This is a genomic window from Bradyrhizobium sp. DOA1, assembly GCF_001593325.1.
Lineage (GTDB): Bacteria > Pseudomonadota > Alphaproteobacteria > Rhizobiales > Xanthobacteraceae > Bradyrhizobium.
The window spans coordinates 4,661,033-4,680,378 of the sequence record NZ_JXJM01000001.1 but is presented as its reverse complement, the minus strand read 5'-3'; the positions used below and the strand labels follow the sequence as shown (position 1 = coordinate 4,680,378).

General features: G+C 64.1%; 20 protein-coding genes. 12 read left to right on the top strand and 8 right to left on the bottom strand.

Going from position 1 to position 19,346, the window contains the following annotated elements:
- A partial coding sequence (locus tag SE91_RS21910) for a glycogen/starch synthase (protein ID WP_061849073.1) occupies window positions 1–1,036 on the bottom strand: 1,036 nt, incomplete at its 3' end.
- Between the two features lie 194 nt (window positions 1,037–1,230).
- Here SE91_RS21910 and SE91_RS21905 point away from each other — a divergent pair.
- The 8 genes from SE91_RS21905 to SE91_RS21870 all read left to right on the top strand — a co-directional run bounded on the left by SE91_RS21905 (window position 1,231) and on the right by SE91_RS21870 (window position 10,233).
- The gene (locus tag SE91_RS21905; RefSeq protein ID WP_061849072.1) at window positions 1,231–2,427 is read left to right on the top strand and encodes a CaiB/BaiF CoA transferase family protein; all 1,197 of its coding nucleotides are present in this window, start codon (window positions 1,231–1,233) and stop codon (window positions 2,425–2,427) included.
- A 132-nt stretch (window positions 2,428–2,559) separates the two neighbouring features.
- Window positions 2,560–4,098: an ABC transporter substrate-binding protein gene (locus tag SE91_RS21900; protein WP_061849071.1), complete on the top strand. Its 1,539-nt coding sequence runs from the start codon at window positions 2,560–2,562 to the stop codon at window positions 4,096–4,098.
- A 7-nt stretch (window positions 4,099–4,105) separates the two neighbouring features.
- Window positions 4,106–5,056, top strand: a complete 951-nt coding sequence (locus SE91_RS21895; RefSeq protein ID WP_008550569.1) for an ABC transporter permease — start codon at window positions 4,106–4,108, stop codon at window positions 5,054–5,056.
- Window positions 5,043–5,912 (top strand): ABC transporter permease, encoded by an 870-nt coding sequence (locus SE91_RS21890; RefSeq protein WP_061849070.1) that lies wholly within the window; start codon window positions 5,043–5,045, stop codon window positions 5,910–5,912. Before SE91_RS21895 ends, SE91_RS21890 begins: the two co-directional genes overlap by 14 nt.
- Window positions 5,909–6,901, top strand: coding sequence for an ABC transporter ATP-binding protein (locus SE91_RS21885; protein ID WP_060735417.1), 993 nt, complete (start codon window positions 5,909–5,911; stop codon window positions 6,899–6,901). Before SE91_RS21890 ends, SE91_RS21885 begins: the two co-directional genes overlap by 4 nt.
- Window positions 6,898–7,869, top strand: a complete 972-nt coding sequence (locus SE91_RS21880) for an ABC transporter ATP-binding protein (RefSeq protein WP_061849069.1) — start codon at window positions 6,898–6,900, stop codon at window positions 7,867–7,869. Before SE91_RS21885 ends, SE91_RS21880 begins: the two co-directional genes overlap by 4 nt.
- Before the next feature lie 75 nt (window positions 7,870–7,944).
- A complete protein-coding gene (locus tag SE91_RS21875; RefSeq protein WP_008550552.1) occupies window positions 7,945–9,012 on the top strand; it encodes an alcohol dehydrogenase in 1,068 nt (355 codons plus the stop codon).
- A gap of 141 nt (window positions 9,013–9,153) precedes the next feature.
- Window positions 9,154–10,233 carry an isocitrate/isopropylmalate dehydrogenase family protein gene (locus SE91_RS21870; protein WP_061849068.1) on the top strand — a complete coding sequence of 360 codons (1,080 nt, stop codon included), beginning with the start codon at window positions 9,154–9,156 and terminating at the stop codon, window positions 10,231–10,233.
- A gap of 52 nt (window positions 10,234–10,285) precedes the next feature.
- On the opposite strand, the gene SE91_RS21865 is transcribed toward SE91_RS21870, so the two are convergent.
- The 4 genes from SE91_RS21865 to SE91_RS21850 all read right to left on the bottom strand — a co-directional run bounded on the left by SE91_RS21865 (window position 10,286) and on the right by SE91_RS21850 (window position 13,239).
- On the bottom strand, window positions 10,286–10,573 hold the full coding sequence (locus tag SE91_RS21865; protein ID WP_008550548.1) for a hypothetical protein: 288 nt from the start codon (window positions 10,571–10,573) through the stop codon (window positions 10,286–10,288).
- A 104-nt stretch (window positions 10,574–10,677) separates the two neighbouring features.
- The gene (locus SE91_RS21860; RefSeq protein WP_061849067.1) at window positions 10,678–11,499 is read right to left on the bottom strand and encodes an enoyl-CoA hydratase; all 822 of its coding nucleotides are present in this window, start codon (window positions 11,497–11,499) and stop codon (window positions 10,678–10,680) included.
- A 289-nt stretch (window positions 11,500–11,788) separates the two neighbouring features.
- Window positions 11,789–12,160 (bottom strand): helix-turn-helix domain-containing protein, encoded by a 372-nt coding sequence (locus SE91_RS21855; RefSeq protein WP_020608151.1) that lies wholly within the window; start codon window positions 12,158–12,160, stop codon window positions 11,789–11,791.
- 29 nt (window positions 12,161–12,189) lie between these two features.
- Complete coding sequence (locus tag SE91_RS21850) at window positions 12,190–13,239, bottom strand: LysR family transcriptional regulator (protein WP_060735419.1); 1,050 nt, start codon at window positions 13,237–13,239, stop codon at window positions 12,190–12,192.
- Between the two features lie 512 nt (window positions 13,240–13,751).
- Between SE91_RS21850 and SE91_RS21845 the strand changes: the two genes are divergently transcribed.
- The 4 genes from SE91_RS21845 to SE91_RS21830 all read left to right on the top strand — a co-directional run bounded on the left by SE91_RS21845 (window position 13,752) and on the right by SE91_RS21830 (window position 17,139).
- On the top strand, window positions 13,752–13,988 hold the full coding sequence (locus tag SE91_RS21845; protein WP_245318607.1) for a hypothetical protein: 237 nt from the start codon (window positions 13,752–13,754) through the stop codon (window positions 13,986–13,988).
- Between the two features lie 202 nt (window positions 13,989–14,190).
- On the top strand, window positions 14,191–14,922 hold the full coding sequence (locus SE91_RS21840; RefSeq protein ID WP_061849065.1) for a cytochrome c biogenesis CcdA family protein: 732 nt from the start codon (window positions 14,191–14,193) through the stop codon (window positions 14,920–14,922).
- A gap of 143 nt (window positions 14,923–15,065) precedes the next feature.
- Window positions 15,066–15,338, top strand: a complete 273-nt coding sequence (locus SE91_RS21835) for a hypothetical protein (protein WP_061851237.1) — start codon at window positions 15,066–15,068, stop codon at window positions 15,336–15,338.
- 247 nt (window positions 15,339–15,585) lie between these two features.
- Window positions 15,586–17,139 (top strand): peroxidase family protein, encoded by a 1,554-nt coding sequence (locus tag SE91_RS21830; protein ID WP_061849064.1) that lies wholly within the window; start codon window positions 15,586–15,588, stop codon window positions 17,137–17,139.
- A 119-nt stretch (window positions 17,140–17,258) separates the two neighbouring features.
- Here SE91_RS21830 and SE91_RS21825 read toward each other — a convergent pair whose 3' ends face one another.
- From SE91_RS21825 to SE91_RS21815, 3 genes are all read right to left on the bottom strand, one after another.
- Window positions 17,259–18,314, bottom strand: a complete 1,056-nt coding sequence (locus tag SE91_RS21825) for an ABC transporter substrate-binding protein (RefSeq protein ID WP_061849063.1) — start codon at window positions 18,312–18,314, stop codon at window positions 17,259–17,261.
- A gap of 4 nt (window positions 18,315–18,318) precedes the next feature.
- On the bottom strand, window positions 18,319–18,651 hold the full coding sequence (locus SE91_RS21820) for a hypothetical protein (RefSeq protein WP_061849062.1): 333 nt from the start codon (window positions 18,649–18,651) through the stop codon (window positions 18,319–18,321).
- Window positions 18,648–19,346, bottom strand: a 699-nt coding sequence (locus SE91_RS21815) for an ABC transporter ATP-binding protein (protein ID WP_061849061.1), incomplete at its 5' end; no start/stop codon positions are given. The genes SE91_RS21815 and SE91_RS21820, both read right to left, overlap by 4 nt.

Genomic DNA, 19,346 nt, shown 5'->3' with positions numbered 1-19,346 from the left:
GGCGGCGATGCGCGTCGATCAGGGCCTGCTCGAGTGCCGGCTCGCCCGAGCCGGTGACCACGATCTGCCCGCCGGCATCGACGATTTCGTCGGCGGCCGACAGGACGAGGTCGATGCCCTTCTGGTGCACCAGGCGGGCGACGATGCCGAACATCGGGCCGCGCGACACCGCGAGCCCGAACTGCTTGCGAACGTAATCCGCATTGGCCTTCTTGCCGACCCAGTCGCCGGCGCCGAACTGCTGGGCGAGTTGGGCGCAGGAGCGCGGGTCCCAGCTCTCGTCGATGCCGTTGAGGATGCCGGTGAGCTCGGCGGCGTCGGAGCGGACGCGAAGCAGGCCTTCCAGACCGCAGCCGAATTCCTCCGTCGTGATCTCCCGCGCATAGGTGCCGCTGACGGTGGTGAGATGCGATGCGTAGACCAGCCCGGCCTTGAGAAAGGAGACCTGGTCGTAGAATTCGACGCCGTCGATGTGGAAGGAGCTCTCCGGTGCGCCGATCCGCCGCAGCGAGTCCTTCGGGAAGAGGCCCTGATAGGCGAGGTTGTGGATGGTCAGGATCGACGGCAGCTTGGCGCCGCGCCAGGCGAGATAGGCCGGCACGAGCGAGGCCTGCCAGTCATTGGCATGGATCAGGTCTGCTGCCCAATTCTTGTCCAGCTTGCCCATGGCCAGCTCAGCGGCTGCCGAGGCAAAGCGCGCGAAGCGGATGTCGTTGTCGGGCCAGTCGCGCCCGGACTCGTCGCCATAGGGATTGCCGGGCCGGTCGTAGAGTTGTGAGCACAACAGCACGTAGACCGGCAGGCCGTCCTTGGTTGCTGCCCGCCCGAGCGAGCAGGCCGGCATCTCCGCGAAGGCGGGGCAGCGGCCAACGATTTGAATATGCGTGAGTTGCTCGATGATGTCGCGATAGCCCGGCAGCATGATCCGGATATCGGCAAAGGAGCGAAGGGCGCGGGGCAGGGCAGCGGAAACGGCTCCGAGTCCGCCCACACGGACGAAGTCGTCCATCTCTGTCGTGACGAACAAGACCCTCAAGAACAGCTGCCCTCTGTCGATCCCGTTTCTTACTATGCAAGAACGGGTCCAGTTGTCCCGGAATGATTAAAGCCCGCCCACGCGGCACGTCTGTTCGGTAAACACTTTCCTACTCAGCCGCCGCCCTCTAGGGTCGCCGCATCAACAACAGAGAACTTCGAGAGTTCCTAAGAGACCCAAGGACGCAGGCAGGAATGCAGCTAGCAGATAAGCATGAGGGGACGACGACAAAAGCCTTCGCAGGCCTGCGGGTCCTGGATTTTTCGACCACGATCGCCGGTCCCCATTGCACGCGCATGCTCGCCGACATGGGCGCCGAGGTCATCAAGATCGAGACCGACAGCGGCGAGACGATGCGGACCAGGCCTCCGCTGCGCCAGGGGTGCAGCACCGCCTTCGGCCAGCTCAATGTCGGCAAGAAGAGCCTGGTGCTCGACCTCAAATCCGAGGACGGCACGGAGACGGTGCGCCGGCTGGCGGCGACCGCCGACATCCTTGTCGAGAACTTTCGTCCCGGCGTGATGCGTCGGCTTGGGCTGGACTATGACAGCCTGCGTCAGGTCAATCCGAAGCTGATCTACTGCTCGATCTCGGGCTACGGCCAGACCGGCCCCTCAGCCGAGCTGCCGGCCTATGCGCCGGTGATCCACGCCGCCTCCGGCTACGACATGGCGCATCTCGCCTACCAGCCCGGCCGCAACCGCCCCGATTATTGCGGCATCTATCATGCCGACGTCGTCACCGGCACCTATGGCTTTGGCGCGATCGCGTCTGCGCTCTATCAGCGCACCGTGACGGGCCTTGGCCAGCACATCGACGTCTCCATGCTGGAGACGATGTTGTCGCTGACGTTGACCGAGTTGCAGACCTCGCAATTCGCGGTGAAGCCGACCGCGCGCCCGATGTTCGGGCCGACGGAGACGGCAAGCGGCTACGTCATGATCACCGTCGCCAGCGAGAAGTCGTTTCAGGCCCTGATGGGGGTGATCGGCCGTCCCGCATGGATCTCAGATCCGCGCTTCTCGACCTACGCCGCGCGCCGCGAGAACTGGGTCGAGATGATGGACGGCGTCGAAGCCTGGTCACGGCAGCTCACGACCGACGCATGCCTTGCCGCGCTCGGCGCGGCCGGCGTCCCCGCCGCCGCCTATCGCACCGTGTCGGAAGCGATGGCCGATCCGCAGCTCGCACATCGACAGGCGTTCTCATCCGTACAGGACGAAGGCGGCTCGTTCCAGGTGCTCAATGTGCCGTTCCGGATGTCGGGAGCCGATACCGCGCCCGCCAGGAGGATGGCCGTGCTCGGCGAGCATACGGATGCGCTGCGCGAGGAGATCGGCCTCGCAAGGGATGCGCCAGTTTCGCCAGGCAAAACAGCCGCGACAAATTGAGTCACATTGCGCCGCACATGCGGCGTTCGAGCCCGCAGCCGTTCCTCTTGCCGTCGCGTGCATTTGTCGTCAAGCTCGCTTCCCAGTCATTCAACGATCCGAAACATCGGACGAGGGATCCCGGGAGGAACCATGACGAAGGCAGCTGCGGTGGCACGCAAGTGCGTGCCGATTTTCCTTGTTGCGGCATTCGCGCTTGTCGCGCCGACGGCGCAGGCGCAGAAATCGGGCGGCAGCATCACCGTCGGACAGGAGCTGGAGATCGCAGGCTTCGATCCGCTCAAGGTCGGCGTCTACGACACCTCGACCTTCACCGCCGCCGCCGCGATCTTCGACACGCTGACCACGCTGAACGAGAAGGGTGAGGCAGCGCCGAAACTAGCGGTGTCCTGGACGCACTCCGACGACTACATGAGCTGGACCTTCAAGCTGCGCCAGGGAGTGAAATTTCACGACGGCACGCCATTCAACGCGCAGGCCTTCAAGGAGAACTTCGACCGGCAGAAGAATCCCGCCAACAAGTGCCGCTGCGCCTTCTACATCACCAACGTCAAGGAGGTGCTGGCGCCGGACGACTACACGCTCGTCTACAATCTCACCGATCCCTCCGTGAACCTGCCTGCGGTGATCACCATCCAGAGCTCCAATAACGTCATTCAGTCGCCGACGGCCTGGAAGACCAAGGGTGACGACTACAACCGCAATCCCGTTGGCACCGGGCCCTACATCCTGAAATCCTGGACCGCCGGCGACCGCATGGTGCTGGAGAAGAACCCTGATTATTGGGACAAGGGCCGCCCCTATCTCGATCGCATCGTCCTGAAGCCGCTGCCCGATGCGCAGTCGCGCTTTGCTTCGCTGCAATCGGGCGAGGCGGACATCATCTGGGACGACGAGAACGACGCCGACAATATCATGAAGGCGCAGAAGGACCCCAAGCTCACGGTGCATACCTACAAGGGCTCGGGCGCGCAGGTCTACGCCTTCAATACCAAAGTGGCGCCGTTCGACGACGTCCGCGTGCGCCAGGCGCTGGTGATGGCGATCGACCGCCCGAAGATGTCACAGGCGATCAGCAACGGCCTGAGCCGGCCCGCCAGCAATCCCTACGGCGACGGTTCCTGGGTCAAGTGCAAGGACGACGGCGCGCTGCCGTACGACGTGGAAAAGGCCAAGGCGCTGATCAAGGACTACGGCAAGCCGGTCGAGTTCAAGATGCTGGTTACGGCGACGCCGCGCGGCCGCATGGTCGGTCAGGTGCTGCAGCAGTTCTGGAAGCGCGCCGGTGCCAATATGGAGATCGAGCAGGTCGACCAGGCCACTATTCCATCGCGCGCCTTCACCCGCCAATTCCAGCTGACGCCGTGGCGCATCGTCGATCTCGCCGATCCCGATCCGCAGATGTACGCCAATTTCCGCAGCGGCAGCCCGCTCGCGCTGTCCAACTTCAGCGATCCGGAGCTCGACCGGCTGCTCGACCACGCCCGCGTCACGGCCGATCTCGGCCAGCGCACCGAGGATTATTGCGCGATCAGCCGCCTGATCAACAAGGAGGCGATCTGGTTCTGGACCTTCCAGAACACCTATTACGCGCTGTCGAGTGCCAAGCTGAAAGGCTTTCCGAAGATCTACAACGGCGTGATCGACGTCTCGACCACCTGGCTGGAATGACCGCGCGATGCTGAACTTCGTCGTTCGGCGGCTGCTTGCCATGCTGCCGGTTCTGCTCGCCGTGTCGCTGCTGACCTTCCTGATCGCGTCGCTGCTGCCGGGCGATCTTGCGCTCGTCATTCTCGGCGATCAGGCGACGCCGGAGAATGTCGCGGCGCTGCGCCGTGACATGGGGCTCGATCAGCCGCTGTGGTGGCGCTATCTCAGCTGGCTCGGCCATGTCTTGCAGGGCGATCTCGGCCGTTCCTTCCGCACCGGCCAGACGGTGCTCCAGGCGGTGGCCGAGCGCATCCCGGTCTCGCTGCAGTTGATGCTGATGGCCGAGTTCATCGGGCTCCTGATCGGCGTGCCGCTTGCGATTGCCTGCGCCGCGCGTGCCGGCGGCGCGTTCGACCGCTTCATGACCGGCGGCGCCTTCGCCATGCTGTCGATGCCGTCTTTTCTGACCGCGATCCTGCTGATCTATCTGTTCGCGGTCGAGCTGCGCTGGCTGCCGGCGACGGGCTACGTGCCGTTCAGCGAGGCGCCGCTGGCAAACCTGCGCTTCTTCGTGCTGCCGGCGCTGACGCTGGCGCTGGCGGAATGGCCGGGGATCATGCGGGTGCTGCGCTCCGACATGATCGCAACCTTGCAGGAGGATTACATCGCGCTCGCCAAGGCCAAGGGTCTCACGCCCGCGCGCATCCTGTTCGTGCACGCGCTCAAGCCCTCGTCGCTGACGCTGGTGACGGTGACGGGAATCAATATCGGCCGCCTGCTCGGCGGCACGCTGATCGTGGAATCGATTTTTGCGCTGCCCGGTATCGGCCGGCTGCTGGTCGGCGCGATCTACACCCGCGACCTCGTCATCCTCCAGGGCGTGGTGCTGCTGGTCGCCTGCGGCTTCGTCATCGTGAACTTCATCGTCGACATGCTCTACGCCGTGCTCGACCCCAGGATCCGCCATGGCCACGCTTGAGCTGTCACTTCAAGACGAGGCCGTGTCGGCGCCCGTCCGCCGGCGCAAGCTCGGCGTCCTGTTCTGGCTCGCGAGTTGTTGGCTTGCGATCATTCTCGCACTTGCGATCCTCGCGCCGGTGCTGCCGCTGCAAAACCCTGTCGACATGGACATGCTGGAGCGCCGTGCGCCGTTCTCTAGAGAGCATTGGCTCGGCACCGACGGGCTCGGGCGCGACGAGCTGGCCCGGCTGATCTTCGGCGCGCGCGTCTCGCTGACGGTCGGGCTGATCGCGCCGATGATCAGCCTCGTGTTCGGCGGCGCCCTCGGCCTCTTTGCCGGCTATTTTCGCGGCCGGTTCGAGACGCTGGTGGTCGGCAGCATGGACGTGCTGCTGGCCTTTCCGCCGCTCATCTTGGCGCTCGCCGTGACGGCCTATCTCGGCCAATCCGTTCCCAATCTCACCATGATCCTCGGCGTGCTCGGGATTCCCGCCTTCATGCGCGTGGCACGCGCGGCGACGCTGACGCTGGCGCGGCGCGAATTCGTGATCGCCGCGGAGGCGTTGGGCGCCAGCCATGCCCGCATCATCCTGCGCGAGCTGTTGCCGAACGTGATCCTGCCGCTGCTCGCCTTCTTCCTGCTCGGCGTCGCCGTCACCATCGTGGTCGAGGGTGCGCTGTCGTTTCTCGGCCTCGGCGTGCCGCCGCCGATGGCGAGCTGGGGCAGCATGATCGGTGAGGGACGCGAGAGCCTCGACGTGGCGCCGCGGCTCGCCTTCCTGCCGGCAACGGGGCTGTTCCTGACCGTGCTGGCCTTCAACCTCGTCGGTGATACTTTGCGGGCGCTGACCGACCCGCGTCAGGGGGCGCTGTGAGCGGCCCGCTTCTGATCATCGAGGACGTCGCGGTCGAGCTGCCGACGCCACGCGGAAACCTGCGCGCCGTCGATCATGTCGATCTCGCGCTTAACGCCGGCCGCACGCTCGGCATCGTCGGCGAATCCGGCTGCGGCAAGACCATGCTGTCGCGCGCGGTGCTTCAGCTGCTGCCGAAGAAGGCAAAACTCACCGGACGCGTGATGTTCGACGGCGAGGATCTGGTGCGGCTCGATCCAGAACGCTTGCGCCGTCTGCGCGGGCGCGATCTCGCCGTCGTGTTCCAGGATCCCATGACCTCGCTCAACCCGGTGCTGACCATCGGCACCCAGTTGATGGAGACGATCCAGGAGCATCTCGAGCTGGATGCGCCGGCGGCGAAGAAGCGCAGCATCGAGCTGCTGGCGGCCGTCGGCATTCCGGCGCCGGAGCAGCGGCTCGCGCAATATCCGCATCAATGCTCCGGCGGCATGCGCCAGCGCATTGCGATCGCAATTGCGCTGTCCTGCGAGCCGAAGCTCTTGATCGCGGATGAGCCGACGACGGCGCTCGACGTCACCATCCAGGCGCAGATCCTCGATCTGCTGGCCCGTGAGCAGCGCCGCCGGCACATGGCGATGATCATCATTACACATGATCTCGGAGTCGTCGCCGGCCGCGCCGACGAGGTCGCGGTGATGTATGCGGGCAGGGTGGTGGAGCGTGCGCCGACATCTGCACTCTTCAAGCGCATGCACATGCCCTACACCGAGGCGCTGCTGGCGGCGATTCCGAAGCTGGAGGCCGCACCGCATACGCCCCTGCCTGCGATCTCCGGCCGCCCGCCCGATCCGACGCGGCCGCTGAAGGGCTGCTCCTTTGCGCCGCGCTGCCGCTATGCCGCGGGGCGCTGCCATGAGGCCAAGCCCGAGCTGAAGGGCGCCGAGATGGCTGGTCATCTCTATGCCTGCTTCCATCCGATCCGGATGGCCGAGGGGATCGGCGCATGATGCAACTTGCCGTGCGCCCCGCGCCGCTGCTCAACGTCGACAATCTCGTGGTCGAATATGGCCTCGGCAACAAGACGGTGCATGCCGTCTCAGGCGTCAGCCTCGAGGTCGCGCGCGGCGAGACGCTGGGGCTGGTCGGCGAATCCGGCTGCGGCAAGTCGACGCTGGGGCGCGCGGTGCTGCAATTGCGCCGCGCCAAATCCGGCCAGGTGATGTTCGACGGCGAGGATCTGACCGCAATGCAGGGCGAGGCGCTGCGCAAGATGCGTCGCCGCGTGCAGCTGATCTTCCAGGATCCGATCGCCTCGCTCAACCCGCGCCGCCGCATCGGCGACATCGTCGCCGAGCCGCTGATCATCGCCGGGATCAAGGATGCCGCCGAGCGCAAGCGTAGGGTGCACGAGGTGCTCTCCGCGGTCGGGCTCGATCCTGATCTCGTGGCGGGTCGCCTGCCGCATGAATTCTCCGGCGGCCAGTGCCAGCGCATCTGCATCGCGCGCGCGCTGGTGCTCAATCCCGAGTTCATCGTCTGCGACGAGCCGGTGTCGGCGCTCGACGTCTCCATCCGGGCGCAGATCCTCAATCTGCTGGAAGAGATGAAGGCGCGCTTCGGGCTGACACTGCTGTTCATTGCGCATGACCTTGCGGTGGTCAAAGCCGTCAGCGACCGTGTCGCCGTGATGTATCTCGGCCGGCTCTGCGAGGTCGGGCCCTCGGAGCAGTTGTTCGCAAAGCCTGCACATCCCTATACCGGGCTGCTGTTGCAGGCGATCCCCGTGCCCGATCCGGATGTGCGTCCCGCCGAGAGTGTGGCGGCCGGCGAGCCGCCATCGCCGATTGCGCCGCCGTCCGGCTGCCGCTTCCGCACCCGCTGCCCGCGCGCCGATCAGCAATGCAGCGCGGAGATACCGGAGTTGCGCGAGGTCGCGCCCGGCCAGTTCGCCGCTTGCCACCATCCGTTGGCCTGAACTAAGACCGGTTTGTCTCGCCTTGCCGGCCATGGCATGGTGACGCGACAACGAGAAGCATGCGGGAGGACGCCGATGAAGAGTTTCAAGGTTGCCGATTTCAAGGCGCCGCTGCAGGAGGTCGACGAGGCGACGCCGCAGCCGTCGGGCACGCAGGTGCTGATCAAGGTCAAGGCCGCGGGCGTCTGCCACAGCGACCTCCACATCTGGGAGGGTGGCTACGATCTCGGCCATGGCCGCAAGCCGCTGTCGCTGAAGGATCGCGGCATCAACCTGCCGCTGACCATGGGCCATGAGACCGTCGGTGAGGTTCTCGCTTTCGGCCCCGATGTGAAGCCGACCGATCAGGGCGATCTCAGGCACGGCGATGTCGGCCTCGTCTATCCCTGGATCGGCTGCGGCAAATGCGCGACGTGCCTGGCCGGTGACGAGAACATGTGCCTCACGCCGCGCTCTCTCGGGGTCTATTGCGACGGCGGCTACTCCGATCACATGCTGGTGCCGCATCCGCGCTATCTGCTCAATCTGAAAGGGCTCGACCCGGCGACGACCGCGCCCTATGCCTGCTCGGGCGTCACCACCTACAGCGCGCTGAAAAAGGTGGAGCAGCATTTCGATACGCCGATCGTGATGTTCGGCGCCGGCGGCCTCGGCCTAATGGCGCTGTCGCTGCTGAAGGCGATGGGCGGCAAGGGCGCGATCATGGTCGACATCGACGCCAGGAAGCGCGAAGCGGCGGAGAAGGCCGGCGCGCTCGCGACCGTCGATCCCAAGGCGCCGGATGCACTGGAGCAGCTTGCGAAGAAAGCGGGCGGGCCGATCCGGGCCGTGATCGATCTCGTCGGCAACGCCGCCACGACGCAGCTCGGCTTCGATTGCCTCACCAAGGGCGGCAAGCTCGTGATCGTCGGCCTGTTCGGCGGCGGCGCGACCTGGGCGCTGCCGCTGATTCCGATCAAGGCCATCACGATCCAGGGCAGCTATGTCGGCAATCTGCGCGAGACGCAGGAGCTGCTCGACCTCGTGCGCACGAAGAAGGTGCCACCGATCCCGGTGACGACCGCACCGCTCGCGAAGGCCAACGATGCGCTGGTGCAGTTGCAGCAGGGCGCTGTGGTCGGACGCACGGTGCTGACGCCGTAACGAACGCTCTCTCCTCCGTCATTGCGAGGAGCGAAGCGACGAAGCAATCCAGACTGTCTCTGCGGATGCATTTCTGGATTGCTGCGTCGCAAGAGCTCCTCGCAATGACGAGGCTACACCTTCCTTCACTCAGGAATCCCAATGCCCGCAAACAACGCCTTCCACATTGCCGTGCTCGCCGGTGACGGTATCGGTCCCGAGGTCATGGCGCCGGCCATCGAGGTGCTGCGCAAGGTCGAGCAGAAATCCGGCCTGAGCTTCCGCTTCACCGAGGCGCCGGCCGGCGCCAACAATTATCTCGCCACCGGAAAGTCGATGCCTGACTCGACGATCAGGCTGTGCGAGGAGGCGGACGCGATCCTGCTCGGGGCCTGCGGGCTGCCGTCGGTGCGCTATCCTGATAACACCGAGATCGCGCCGCAGATCGAGCTGCGCTTCATCTTCGATCTCTACGCCGGCGTGCGTCCGGCGCGGCTCATTCCGGGCGTGCCGAGTCCGATCGTCGGCGCGGACACGCGCGGCATCGATCTCGTCGTGATCAGGGAGTCGACCGAAGGCTTGTTCGCCTCGATGGGCAAGGGCATCGTCACCCATGAGGATGCGCGCGAGACCATGGTGATCACGCGCAGGACCTCCGAGCGCCTGTTCGAGTTCTCGTTCCGCCTCGCCGAACGACGCAAGGCGCGCGGCAAGCCCGGTGCGCTCACCTGCGTCGACAAGGCGAACGTGTTCAAGGCGTTTGCCTTCTTCCGCGACATCTTCGACGAGATCGAGAAGAAGCATCCCAATGTGAAGACGGACCGGCTCTATGTCGATGCCTGCTCGGCGATGCTGGTCAAGCGGCCCTGGGATTTCGACGTGATGGTGATGGAGAACATGTTCGGCGACATCGTCTCCGACATCACCGCGAGCCTGATCGGCGGCCTCGGCATGGCGCCGTCGGCCGACATCGGCGACAAATACGCGGTGTTTCAGCCGTGCCACGGCACCGCGCCCGACATCATGGGGCAGGGCAAGGCCAATCCCACCGGCATGATCCTGTCGGCGGCGATGATGCTGGACTGGCTCGCCGACAAGCACGGCGTCGAGAGTGCGGCGGAAGCCGGCGAGACGATCGAGCGTGCGGTGGATCAGGTCTATGCCGGTGGCATCAAGCCGATGGAATTCGGCGGCAGCAACGGCACCGCCGACATCACCAAGGCGGTGCTCGCGGCGCTGTAGGCAGAGAAAGCCGGAGTCAAAGAAAAAAAGGGGCCCGCAGGCCCCTTCGTGGTCACCAGCGGCGCCAATGGCGGTGATGGTGATGGCGCCAACCCCACGGGCGCGCACCGTAGAAGCGGGGACCGCCGTAATAGCCGTAGGAGCGGTAATAGTTCGGTCGCCAGAAGCAGCGTCCCCAGGGGTTGCAGACCCAGCGCACCTGATCGACCTCTGCGGCGGGACCACCTGCAATCTTGTCTGCTTGCGGGATGCCGTTCGGCATTGCCGCGAGCGCCGGTCCCGACGCGAGCGCCACACCGCCGATGGCAGCCAGACCAAGAACAGCAAATTTGAGTGTCATCGCAATCTCCCTCGTTGGTGGCGGGAGAACTTTTGACGGATCACCTGGTTGCTACTGCATTGAATTGTCCGAAGAATTTAATCTTCCTGAACGTTGGTTCAGATTCAGCGCCCCTGAAACTTGGGCCTGCGCTTTTCCATGAAGGCCTGCCGGCCCTCGCGAAAATCCTGGGAGTCCATGCAGGCATTGCCGATCGCCTTGATCGCGTCCATGTCGCGCTGGCTCTCGTCCTTCAGAACCTGCGCGATGGTGATCTTGGCCGCCTTGATCGCGAGCGGCGCGTTCTCGGAAATGGTGTGCGCGAGCCCCATGGTCTCGGCCCAGAGATCGTCGACCGGGAATATGCGCTCGACGAGGCCGATGCGCAGTGCCTCGGCGGAATCGATGCGCATGCCGGTGTACATCAGAAGACGTGCCCAGGACGGGCCGACCAGCGAGACCAGGTACCGCAAGCCATCATACCCGTAGGCGATGCCGAGCCTGGCGGCGGGGATGCCGAACTGGCTGTCGGGCGAGGCGATGCGGATATCGGCGAGCATCGCGACCTGCATGCCGCCGCCGAGGCAAAAGCCCTGGATGCAGGCGATGGTCGGTTTGGGATAGTCGGCGAGCAGCGCGCGCTGGGCAGCGCTGCGCCTGGCATATTCCTCTGAAGCCGCCGCGTTATGGCGAGTCTTCTCGAACTGGCTGATGTCGGCCCCTGACACGAATGCTTTGCCACCTGCGCCACGCAGGATCACGACGCGCACGGTGTCGTCGTCGCGCAGGCTCGTCAGCGCCGCGCCGAACCCCTCCCACATTTCCAGCGACATCGCGTTGCGCTTGTCCGGGTTGTTGAAGGTGATCACGCCGACGCCGCTGGTCGTGTGCGTCAGGATCTTGCCGTCGGCGTAAGCCGTTTCGGCGGTGCTTGATATGTCGGACATCGCGCGCTCGCTGGTTATGGCGAGGTGCAATGTGCTGCGCGGGCATCGCGACGGTCAACGGGAACGGGATAGGCGCGCTTGCATCCGCCTGTGCTGCGATTGCATGGCGCGCGCAAGGTTCGGGGACGGTACCAAACGGCCAAGAAAAGGGGCGGCCATGCCGCCCCAAGACAGTCCGTGCGCAAGCGCGCGGCACAGCATATCCCGCTCGGTCTGGTCCAATCCGGCCGCATCCCCGTGACGCGGCGGATTGAACGTCGGCCGTTGAAGGCCGGACCGTCGATCGATCTCAGCTTTCGTTCGCGGCGATCGATTCCATCAGCGAGACGAGCTGACGCTGCACTGTCTGGTCCTTGATCTTGCTGTAGGCGCGCAGCAGCCGCAGGCTGAAGGCGCTGTCGAGGAAGAGCAGGCTCTCCACTTCGCGCGCCTTGTTGTCGCCGTCATAGAAGAAGGTCACGGGCACATCGAGGGCCGAGGCGATCTGCTGAAGCCGAGCCGCGCCGACGCGATTGACGCCCTTCTCGTATTTCTGGACCTGCTGGAAGCTGACGCCCAGCTTCTCGCCCAGCTCGGCCTGCGAGATCTTCATCTCGACGCGCCGCAACCGGATCCGCTTGCCAAGCTCAATGTCCGGCTTGCCGGCACTGCGCTGCTTCATTCTTTTCGCCGCTGCTTTCATCTTCGTTCTCACCGTTGTTCTTCGGTTGAAAATCCCCCGAAGAGCTGGGTCAGGGGTTCGCCCATATAGGAGTCCTTGAATTCATGCGGATGCACGAACTCTTCCTTAAACCACGGGAAACGAGCTGGATTGAAAGCCTCGATCAGCCAGTCAATCATGTGCCGTACGCGCGGAATCCGTCCGCTACCGGGATGGTAGGACAGCCAGATATCCAGCGGTCGGTTCAGCTCGACCTCCAGTGGAATCAATTTCCCGCCGAGCGCAATGGCGTAGCTCGGGAAGACGCCGATGCCCGCGCCATTTGCGACCGCCCAATAGTTGGCGCTGGAGACGTTGGTCTTCATGACCAGAAGGTCACGCTCCGAAACGCCCGGGAAGAAGCTCTCGAAAGATTCCTTGGCGGCGAGCTGGTCGGCGAATTGCAGCACCAAGCGGTGCTTGATCAATTCGGCCGCCGAACGCGGCGCGCCATGTTTTGCGATGTATTTCTCGGCGGCCCAGAACATCAGATGCATGCGGCCGAGCCGCACCAGCTTGACGTCGAGCGCCGAGGGACGCGACAGATGGATGGCGACGTCGGCCTCGTGGCGGGAGACGTCGGCCGAGCGCATCGCGCAATGCAGGTCGACCAGGATCTTCGGATAGGCCTGCTGAAACTCGACCAGCCGCGGGGCAAGCCAGAACGTCCCAAGTCCCTCGGTCACGGCGACACGGACCTCGCCGGACAGCGCGTTGGCCGTGGAATCGCTGGTGCGCAGCACGTCGAAGGCGGCCGCCTCCATGCGCTCGACCGCCGAGACCACCATCGCGCCTTCGTCGGTCAGATGCGTGCCGTGAACGTCGCGGGTAAAGAGGGTGGTGCCGGTCTGGCGCTCGAAATCATCGATCCGGCGGCGGACGGCGTTGATCGATAGCGAAAGGCGTTCGGCCGCCGAGCGGAAACTTCCGCATCGAACGACTTCCAGAAATATGCGGGCCGCGTCCCAATCCGAGAGGCCGCCGAGGTTTGGTTTTGGGCGTTCTTCCAGCGGAACGCCCCTTTCCGCCAAGGAGTGCATACAATTCCCTTCAGGACGCTAAACTGGCAGAATCTGGCGCAAACCACAACCACGGCGGGTTGCGGGATGATGAGTTTTGAACGTCATCCTTACTATCTCGCGAGCGGTATTTGAGTGCTGCCACGGGCTGGGAATCGGGCAAGTTATCGTCCGTTTGAGGGGTATCGCGTGAGTTCCGTTGCAAGCCTCGAGATGGCTGCGGGATTGCTGGCGCTGTCCGGAATGGACGTCCCTGCGCGAGAGTCGTTGCCCCCCTTCCGGATGGATCAATCACAACGCGCGAGGCGTCTTGCTTCGGATCGCGCCGACGCTCGCTGGCGGCATCGTGGGACGATGTGCGCGGGAACCGCGGTTTCGCCGCGGAAACACGCGGAAATCATATTCGGAGGCAAAGCGGCCTCGTGCTATCTTCTGGTCTCCACGGGGGCCGAAGGGGTCGTCACATCAACGTCTCGCAGCCCGAAATAACGGAAAGAACGCCGGTGTCGCATTCAGACGAACATTTGCAGTCGGTGCTGGAAACGCTCGAGGAGTGCCGGAGGGTTCTCATTGCGAGCAACAGCCGCGAATCGGCCGAGCTGCTGTCCATTGTCATCCTCGACGTCAGGATGAAGCTCAAAGGAATTGACGATGCCGATCTCAAGGCATTGTGCGACGAAATGCTGCGGAACGCTGCGAGCGAACCGTCGTCCCCTTCCAAGCAGGCGCAGGTCCAGCCCCGGCGTCCGCTGCTCCGCGTGGTGAAGTAGCCGCGCCGCCGAACCTCGCTGTTTGGCGAGATTTGTGCGCGTCCCGATGCCGTATCTGTGATCACGGATGGCATCGGGAGGAGCCCTGGTTTTGCGCCCCTCTGTTGCGCATTCTCCGGCATCGGCTACACCAGAGCCGGTTCGGCTCAGGTCGCGCGCTTCCGTCGCGTCGTGCCGGGCCTGAGATGGCTCCGATTGCATCATGCAAAATGTTTCGATCCCGGCGGCGCTGATTGCCGGCCTCGTCAGCTTCCTCTCGCCTTGCGTCCTGCCTCTGGTCCCGCCTTATCTGATCTACCTAACGGGCGCCACGATCGAGCATGTCGAGAGCGACAAGCCGGCGGCGGCATCCAAGCGCGCGATCCTGATGTCGGCGCTCCTGTTCGTGCTCGGCTTCTCCACGGTGTTCGTGGCGCTCGGCGCCAGTGCTTCGCTGATCGGCGGGCTGATCCGCGCCTGGTCGGGCGAACTGTCGATCCTCGCCGGCATCGCCATCATCATCATGGGCCTGCACTTCCTCGGCCTGACACGGATCGGTCTGTTGATGCGCGAGGGCCGGCTGCCGATTCCGAAACCCGTCGGGCTGTGGGGCGCCTACATCATGGGGCTCGCTTTCGCCTTCGGCTGGACACCCTGCATCGGCCCGATCCTCGCGGCGATCCTCTCGATCGCCGCGGCGGAGGCGACGGTGACCAAGGGCGCGGGCCTGCTCGCCGTCTATTCCGCCGGGCTCGGTATTCCCTTCCTGCTCGCCGCCCTGATGATCGAGCAGTTCTCCGCGCTGTTCGCGCGGATGAAGGGCCAGCTCGTCAATGTCGAGCGTGCCATGGGCGTGTTGATGGTGATCACCGGCATCGGCTTCCTCACCGGCGCAGTCTCGAATGTGAGCATCTGGCTGCTGGAGACGTTCCCGGCGTTGCAAACTATCGGGTAGGGCGGAACCGTGTTTTCACGGGTGGAAAACCGGATTTTGAGGGCCACCGCGCGAGCCAGGACATGCTCTCCTGCAGTCGAGAAATATCAAACCTTTCCGGTCCCGAGGCGTTGCAGCAGGGACAACTGCATGATGGAGATCGCGTGAACAAGACACTGGTTTTAGAGCCGTTGCCCAACATCGCCGCTTTGGTTGCCTGGCAGTTCGTTGGACAGCCGTTTCAGGAGTGGCCGAGCTGGGTTCAATCGACCTGCTCGCTGCAGAAGGATGCTGAGGGAAAATTCGAGCTCCGCCACGCGCGGCGCAGCGGCACTCAGATCGTTTATCTTGGCGAGTGGCTGGTGAGAGATCTGGACGGTGGCGTTGACTTCTATACGGACGCCGAGATCTGGGCGCAGTTCACTGCAAGACGCTGAGTGCGGTGGCTCATTGATCGCGCCTTAGTCTTTTTGGTTTGAGCTCCAGCCGATCAAAAGCCTGTGTCGTTGGTGGGGCAAAACGCCTCGCTGCCGAAGCTCTCTGCAGAATGCAATCTATGGTAATATTTCATCGTACTGCACCCTGAGGGGCAATTTTCAAAGACCTATACTGAAACGAGCATTTTGGAACAATCGACACCTTCGTCGCCCCTCTCCCTTTCAGCATTTCAAGCAGGAGCAAGCGATGGGAACCGACGTAAACGTTCAGCCCGGCCACGGCAAAGCCGGACGTCAACCGACGCGGCAATTTCTGGATACGCTGACCGGACACGATGATCCCGGCATGTTCGGTCGGATGTTTCCGGCACTCGAGCCTCTGGCCGTCGACGACGGTCCGCTGCATGAGCTCGCCGATGCGATGAAGGATTCCGCTCCTGGCGACGCTGCGGGAAACAATGTCAACGTGCCCGCCGGCTTCACCTATCTCGGACAATTCGTCGATCATGACATCACGCTGGACCTGACCTCCTTTGGCGACAAGGAGGCCGATCCCATGGCTGTGCAGAATTTCCGCACGCCGGCGCTCGACCTCGACAGCGTGTATGGTCTCGGTCCCGACGGAAGCCGCCACCTGTACGCGCGCAATTCTGCCACCGACAGCGGCAGGACTCCGGGACCCAAGCTCCTGATCGGCAAGACCGTCAACGTCCCGCTTGGAAACGTCACCGGAAATCATCGCAACGATCTTCCGCGCAGCCCCGAAGGGTTCGCGCTGATCGGCGACCATCGCAACGACGAGAACCTCGTCGTCGCGCAAACCCATCTTGCTATGCTGAAGTTTCACAACAAGGTTTGCGATCAGCTCGCGGCGGCTGGCAAGCCGCCCGGTGAAATCTTCGAGGAAGCGCGCCGGATCGTAACCTGGCATTACCAGTGGATGGTCTTGCACGACTTCGTGGAGCGGATCACCGAAAAGGGGATCGTGGCGAAGATCCTCGAGCAGGGTCGGCGCTTCTATCGCTTCAAGAAGACGCCTTACATGCCCGTCGAGTTTTCCGCTGCTATCTATCGCCTCGGCCACAGCATGGTTCGTGAAGCCTACAGTCACAACAGGATCTTCACGTTCGGACCTGGCAACATTCCCGCGACGCTCGATTTGCTGTTCAAGTTCACCGGACTCTCGGGAGGCATCATTGGAGATCTCGCGCCCGATCCGATCCAGCCGCCGCTCCCGCTTCCGGTGCTTTCAAGCAATTGGATCATCGATTGGCGCCGCTATTACCAGGTCCTGTCCTCCAATCCGCCAGGGGTAGCATTGAATGCCTCTCGCAAGATCGACCCCTTCGTCGTGCCGCAACTGCACACACTGCCTGGTGACGGCGGCAGCCTGCCGTTCCGCAATCTCAAGCGCGGGGTGCTCCTGGGATTGCCGTCCGGGCAGGACGTGGCCAAGGCCATGAAGATCAAGAATCCACTGACGCCGGAAGAAATCTCGAAGGGCAGCGACGGCGCGGTGGCGAAGAAACATGGTCTGCACGAGCACACGCCGCTCTGGTACTACATCCTCAAGGAAGCAGAGCAGCGGGGAGGTGGTGAACGGCTCGGGCCGGTTGGCGCGACGCTGCTTGCCGAGGTCTTCGTCGGCCTCGTTCATGGCGATCGCCAGTCGTACCTTTGGCTCAAGGGCAAGACCTGGAAGCCGACGCTTCCGTCGCAGGTGCCGGGCGAGTTCACGATGGCCGACCTGCTGCGATTCGTGGGAGATATCAGCCCGATCGATGGTATCTCGACAGTCTAGGTGGGATGACCGGCGACCGCCGGTTGCAACAATGACGCCGGGGCTGGAGACGCTTTAGCGTTGCAGACGATCGCGAGACCGGCGCGCTCAGCGCGCCGGTCTCGATGTTTGCAAAAGACTCAAGGCTTGAACACGTAACCCGGCGAGATTGCCGCCGACTCCGGGATCGGCGGCAAGTCGGCGAACAGTTCCGGCCGATCCTTCATGACCTTGAGAATGTGCTTCGGCTCGATATGCGCATTGACGTCGAAGGTCGATTTGAGGATGCCGAGGCGGGCGAGCCGATCTTCGGCACTCCAGAGCGCGCGGTAATTGTTCGCCGACAGCCGGCGGTCCGCCTGCTGGATGTTGAACTGCATCGCGGCCTCGGCGACGTCCTGCTTCAGTCCCGGAATCCAGCGCGTGGCGACTTGCGCCGCCTGCTTCGGATTCTTGCGCATCCACTGATCGGCCTCGGAGACCGCGGCAAGGAATTTCTCGATGGTCTCGCCGTTGGCCTGCACCCAGGGGCGTAGCGCGACGTTGAAGCCGAGATAGGAGATCACGTCGCCGCCCCTGATGATCTCGACCGCTCCCGGCACGTCCTTACCCGCGACGATCGGCCAGGGATCCCATCCCGAGAACGCATCGATGCCCTTGGCGAGCAGGGCGACGGTCATGTCCGGCGGCGGCGTGTTGACCAGCGTCACGTCATCAGGCTTCAGCCCGGCCTTCTCCAGCGTCGCCAGGATGTAGAGATGGTTGATGGTGCCGAAGGACGCCGCGATCTTCTTGCCCTTCAGCGTCGACAGGTCGCCCTTGACGATGCCCGAACCTTCGCGCGCGATGATCGCCATCGTCGCGTCGGAGCCGGCCTTGGTGGCATTGCCGCTGTAATTGCCGAGTGCGACGAGGTCCATCCCGCGCAGCACGGCACCGATCATGGGCACGCCGACCTGCACGATCTCGCTTTCGCCGGCCTGCAAGGCGTTCAACGCGTCGACGCCGGTCGCGTAGGGGCGTGCGATCGTGACATCGAGCCCGTATTTCTCGAAGAAGCCGCGCTCGAGCGCGATCGGCAGGCCGATCTGGTCGATGCCGGTCACCATGCCGGCCTTGAGTTTCGTCAGGGTCTGGGCGCTTGCCGGCACCATGCCGGCGAGAAGCGCCAGTCCAAGCAGCACGAGTCGTTTCATAGTCTCAGCCTCCCTCTTTTATCGGCCCCACCGCCGTCACCCAATAGGGGCGGGCAACGGCCCTGAGGTCCGTTCTTTTGACGCCACGAAGTTCGATCGAATGCTCGTCCGTTCCCGAGACGCGCCCGTATTGCTGGAACGCCAGCACGTGGAAGCGCTCCGGCGTGAACGGCAGCTCGATCTGTACGTTCACCTTTTCCGATGTGCCCTTCAGCTCCGGCGCGATCTTTCCCGGCGCGGCCATCGTCAGCCAGAGCTGAAACAGCGCCCATGCCGCAACGACGCCGAGCACGACGCGGCCTTTCGACGAGCGCAAGACATCGGAGGCGATGCTCATGCCGCACGCACCATCTGGAGCACGCGCGCGGAGAGCTGCTTGAAGTGGTCATCCTTGACGAGATCGTCCCAGATGCGGGGACGCGGAAGGTCGACCGCGATCTGATCGAGCACGCGTCCCTTCGACAGCACGACCACGCGATTGGCGAGAAACACGGCTTCCGACACGTCATGGGTGATGAAGATCACCGTCGGCTTGCGCTCCTGCCAGATGCGGGTCAGCTCCTCCTGGAGCGTCATGCGGGTCTGTGCGTCGACGCTCGCGAACGGCTCGTCCATCAGCAGGACGTCGGGATTGTTGGCGAGTGCGCGCACCACGCCGACGCGCTGCTGCATGCCGCCGGAAAGTTCGTTGGGGTAGCGGTGCGCCGCGTGCGACAATCCGGCGAGCGCGAGGTATTCGCGCGCGATGCGGTCGCGCTCGGCCTTCGGCACGCCGCGCATCTTCGGGCCGAAGCCGACATTGTCGAGCACCGTCTTCCAGGGAAACAGCGCGAAGGACTGGAACACGACACCGCGCTCGGGGCCAGGCCCATGCACCGGCTTGCCGTCGAGCAGGATGTCCCCCTTCGAGTAAGGGATGAACCCGGCGATCATGTTCAGGATCGTCGTCTTGCCGCAGCCGGAGGGGCCGACCACCGAGATGAATTCGCCGGGCTCGACGTCCAGCGAGACGTCGTGAACGGCGGTGACATG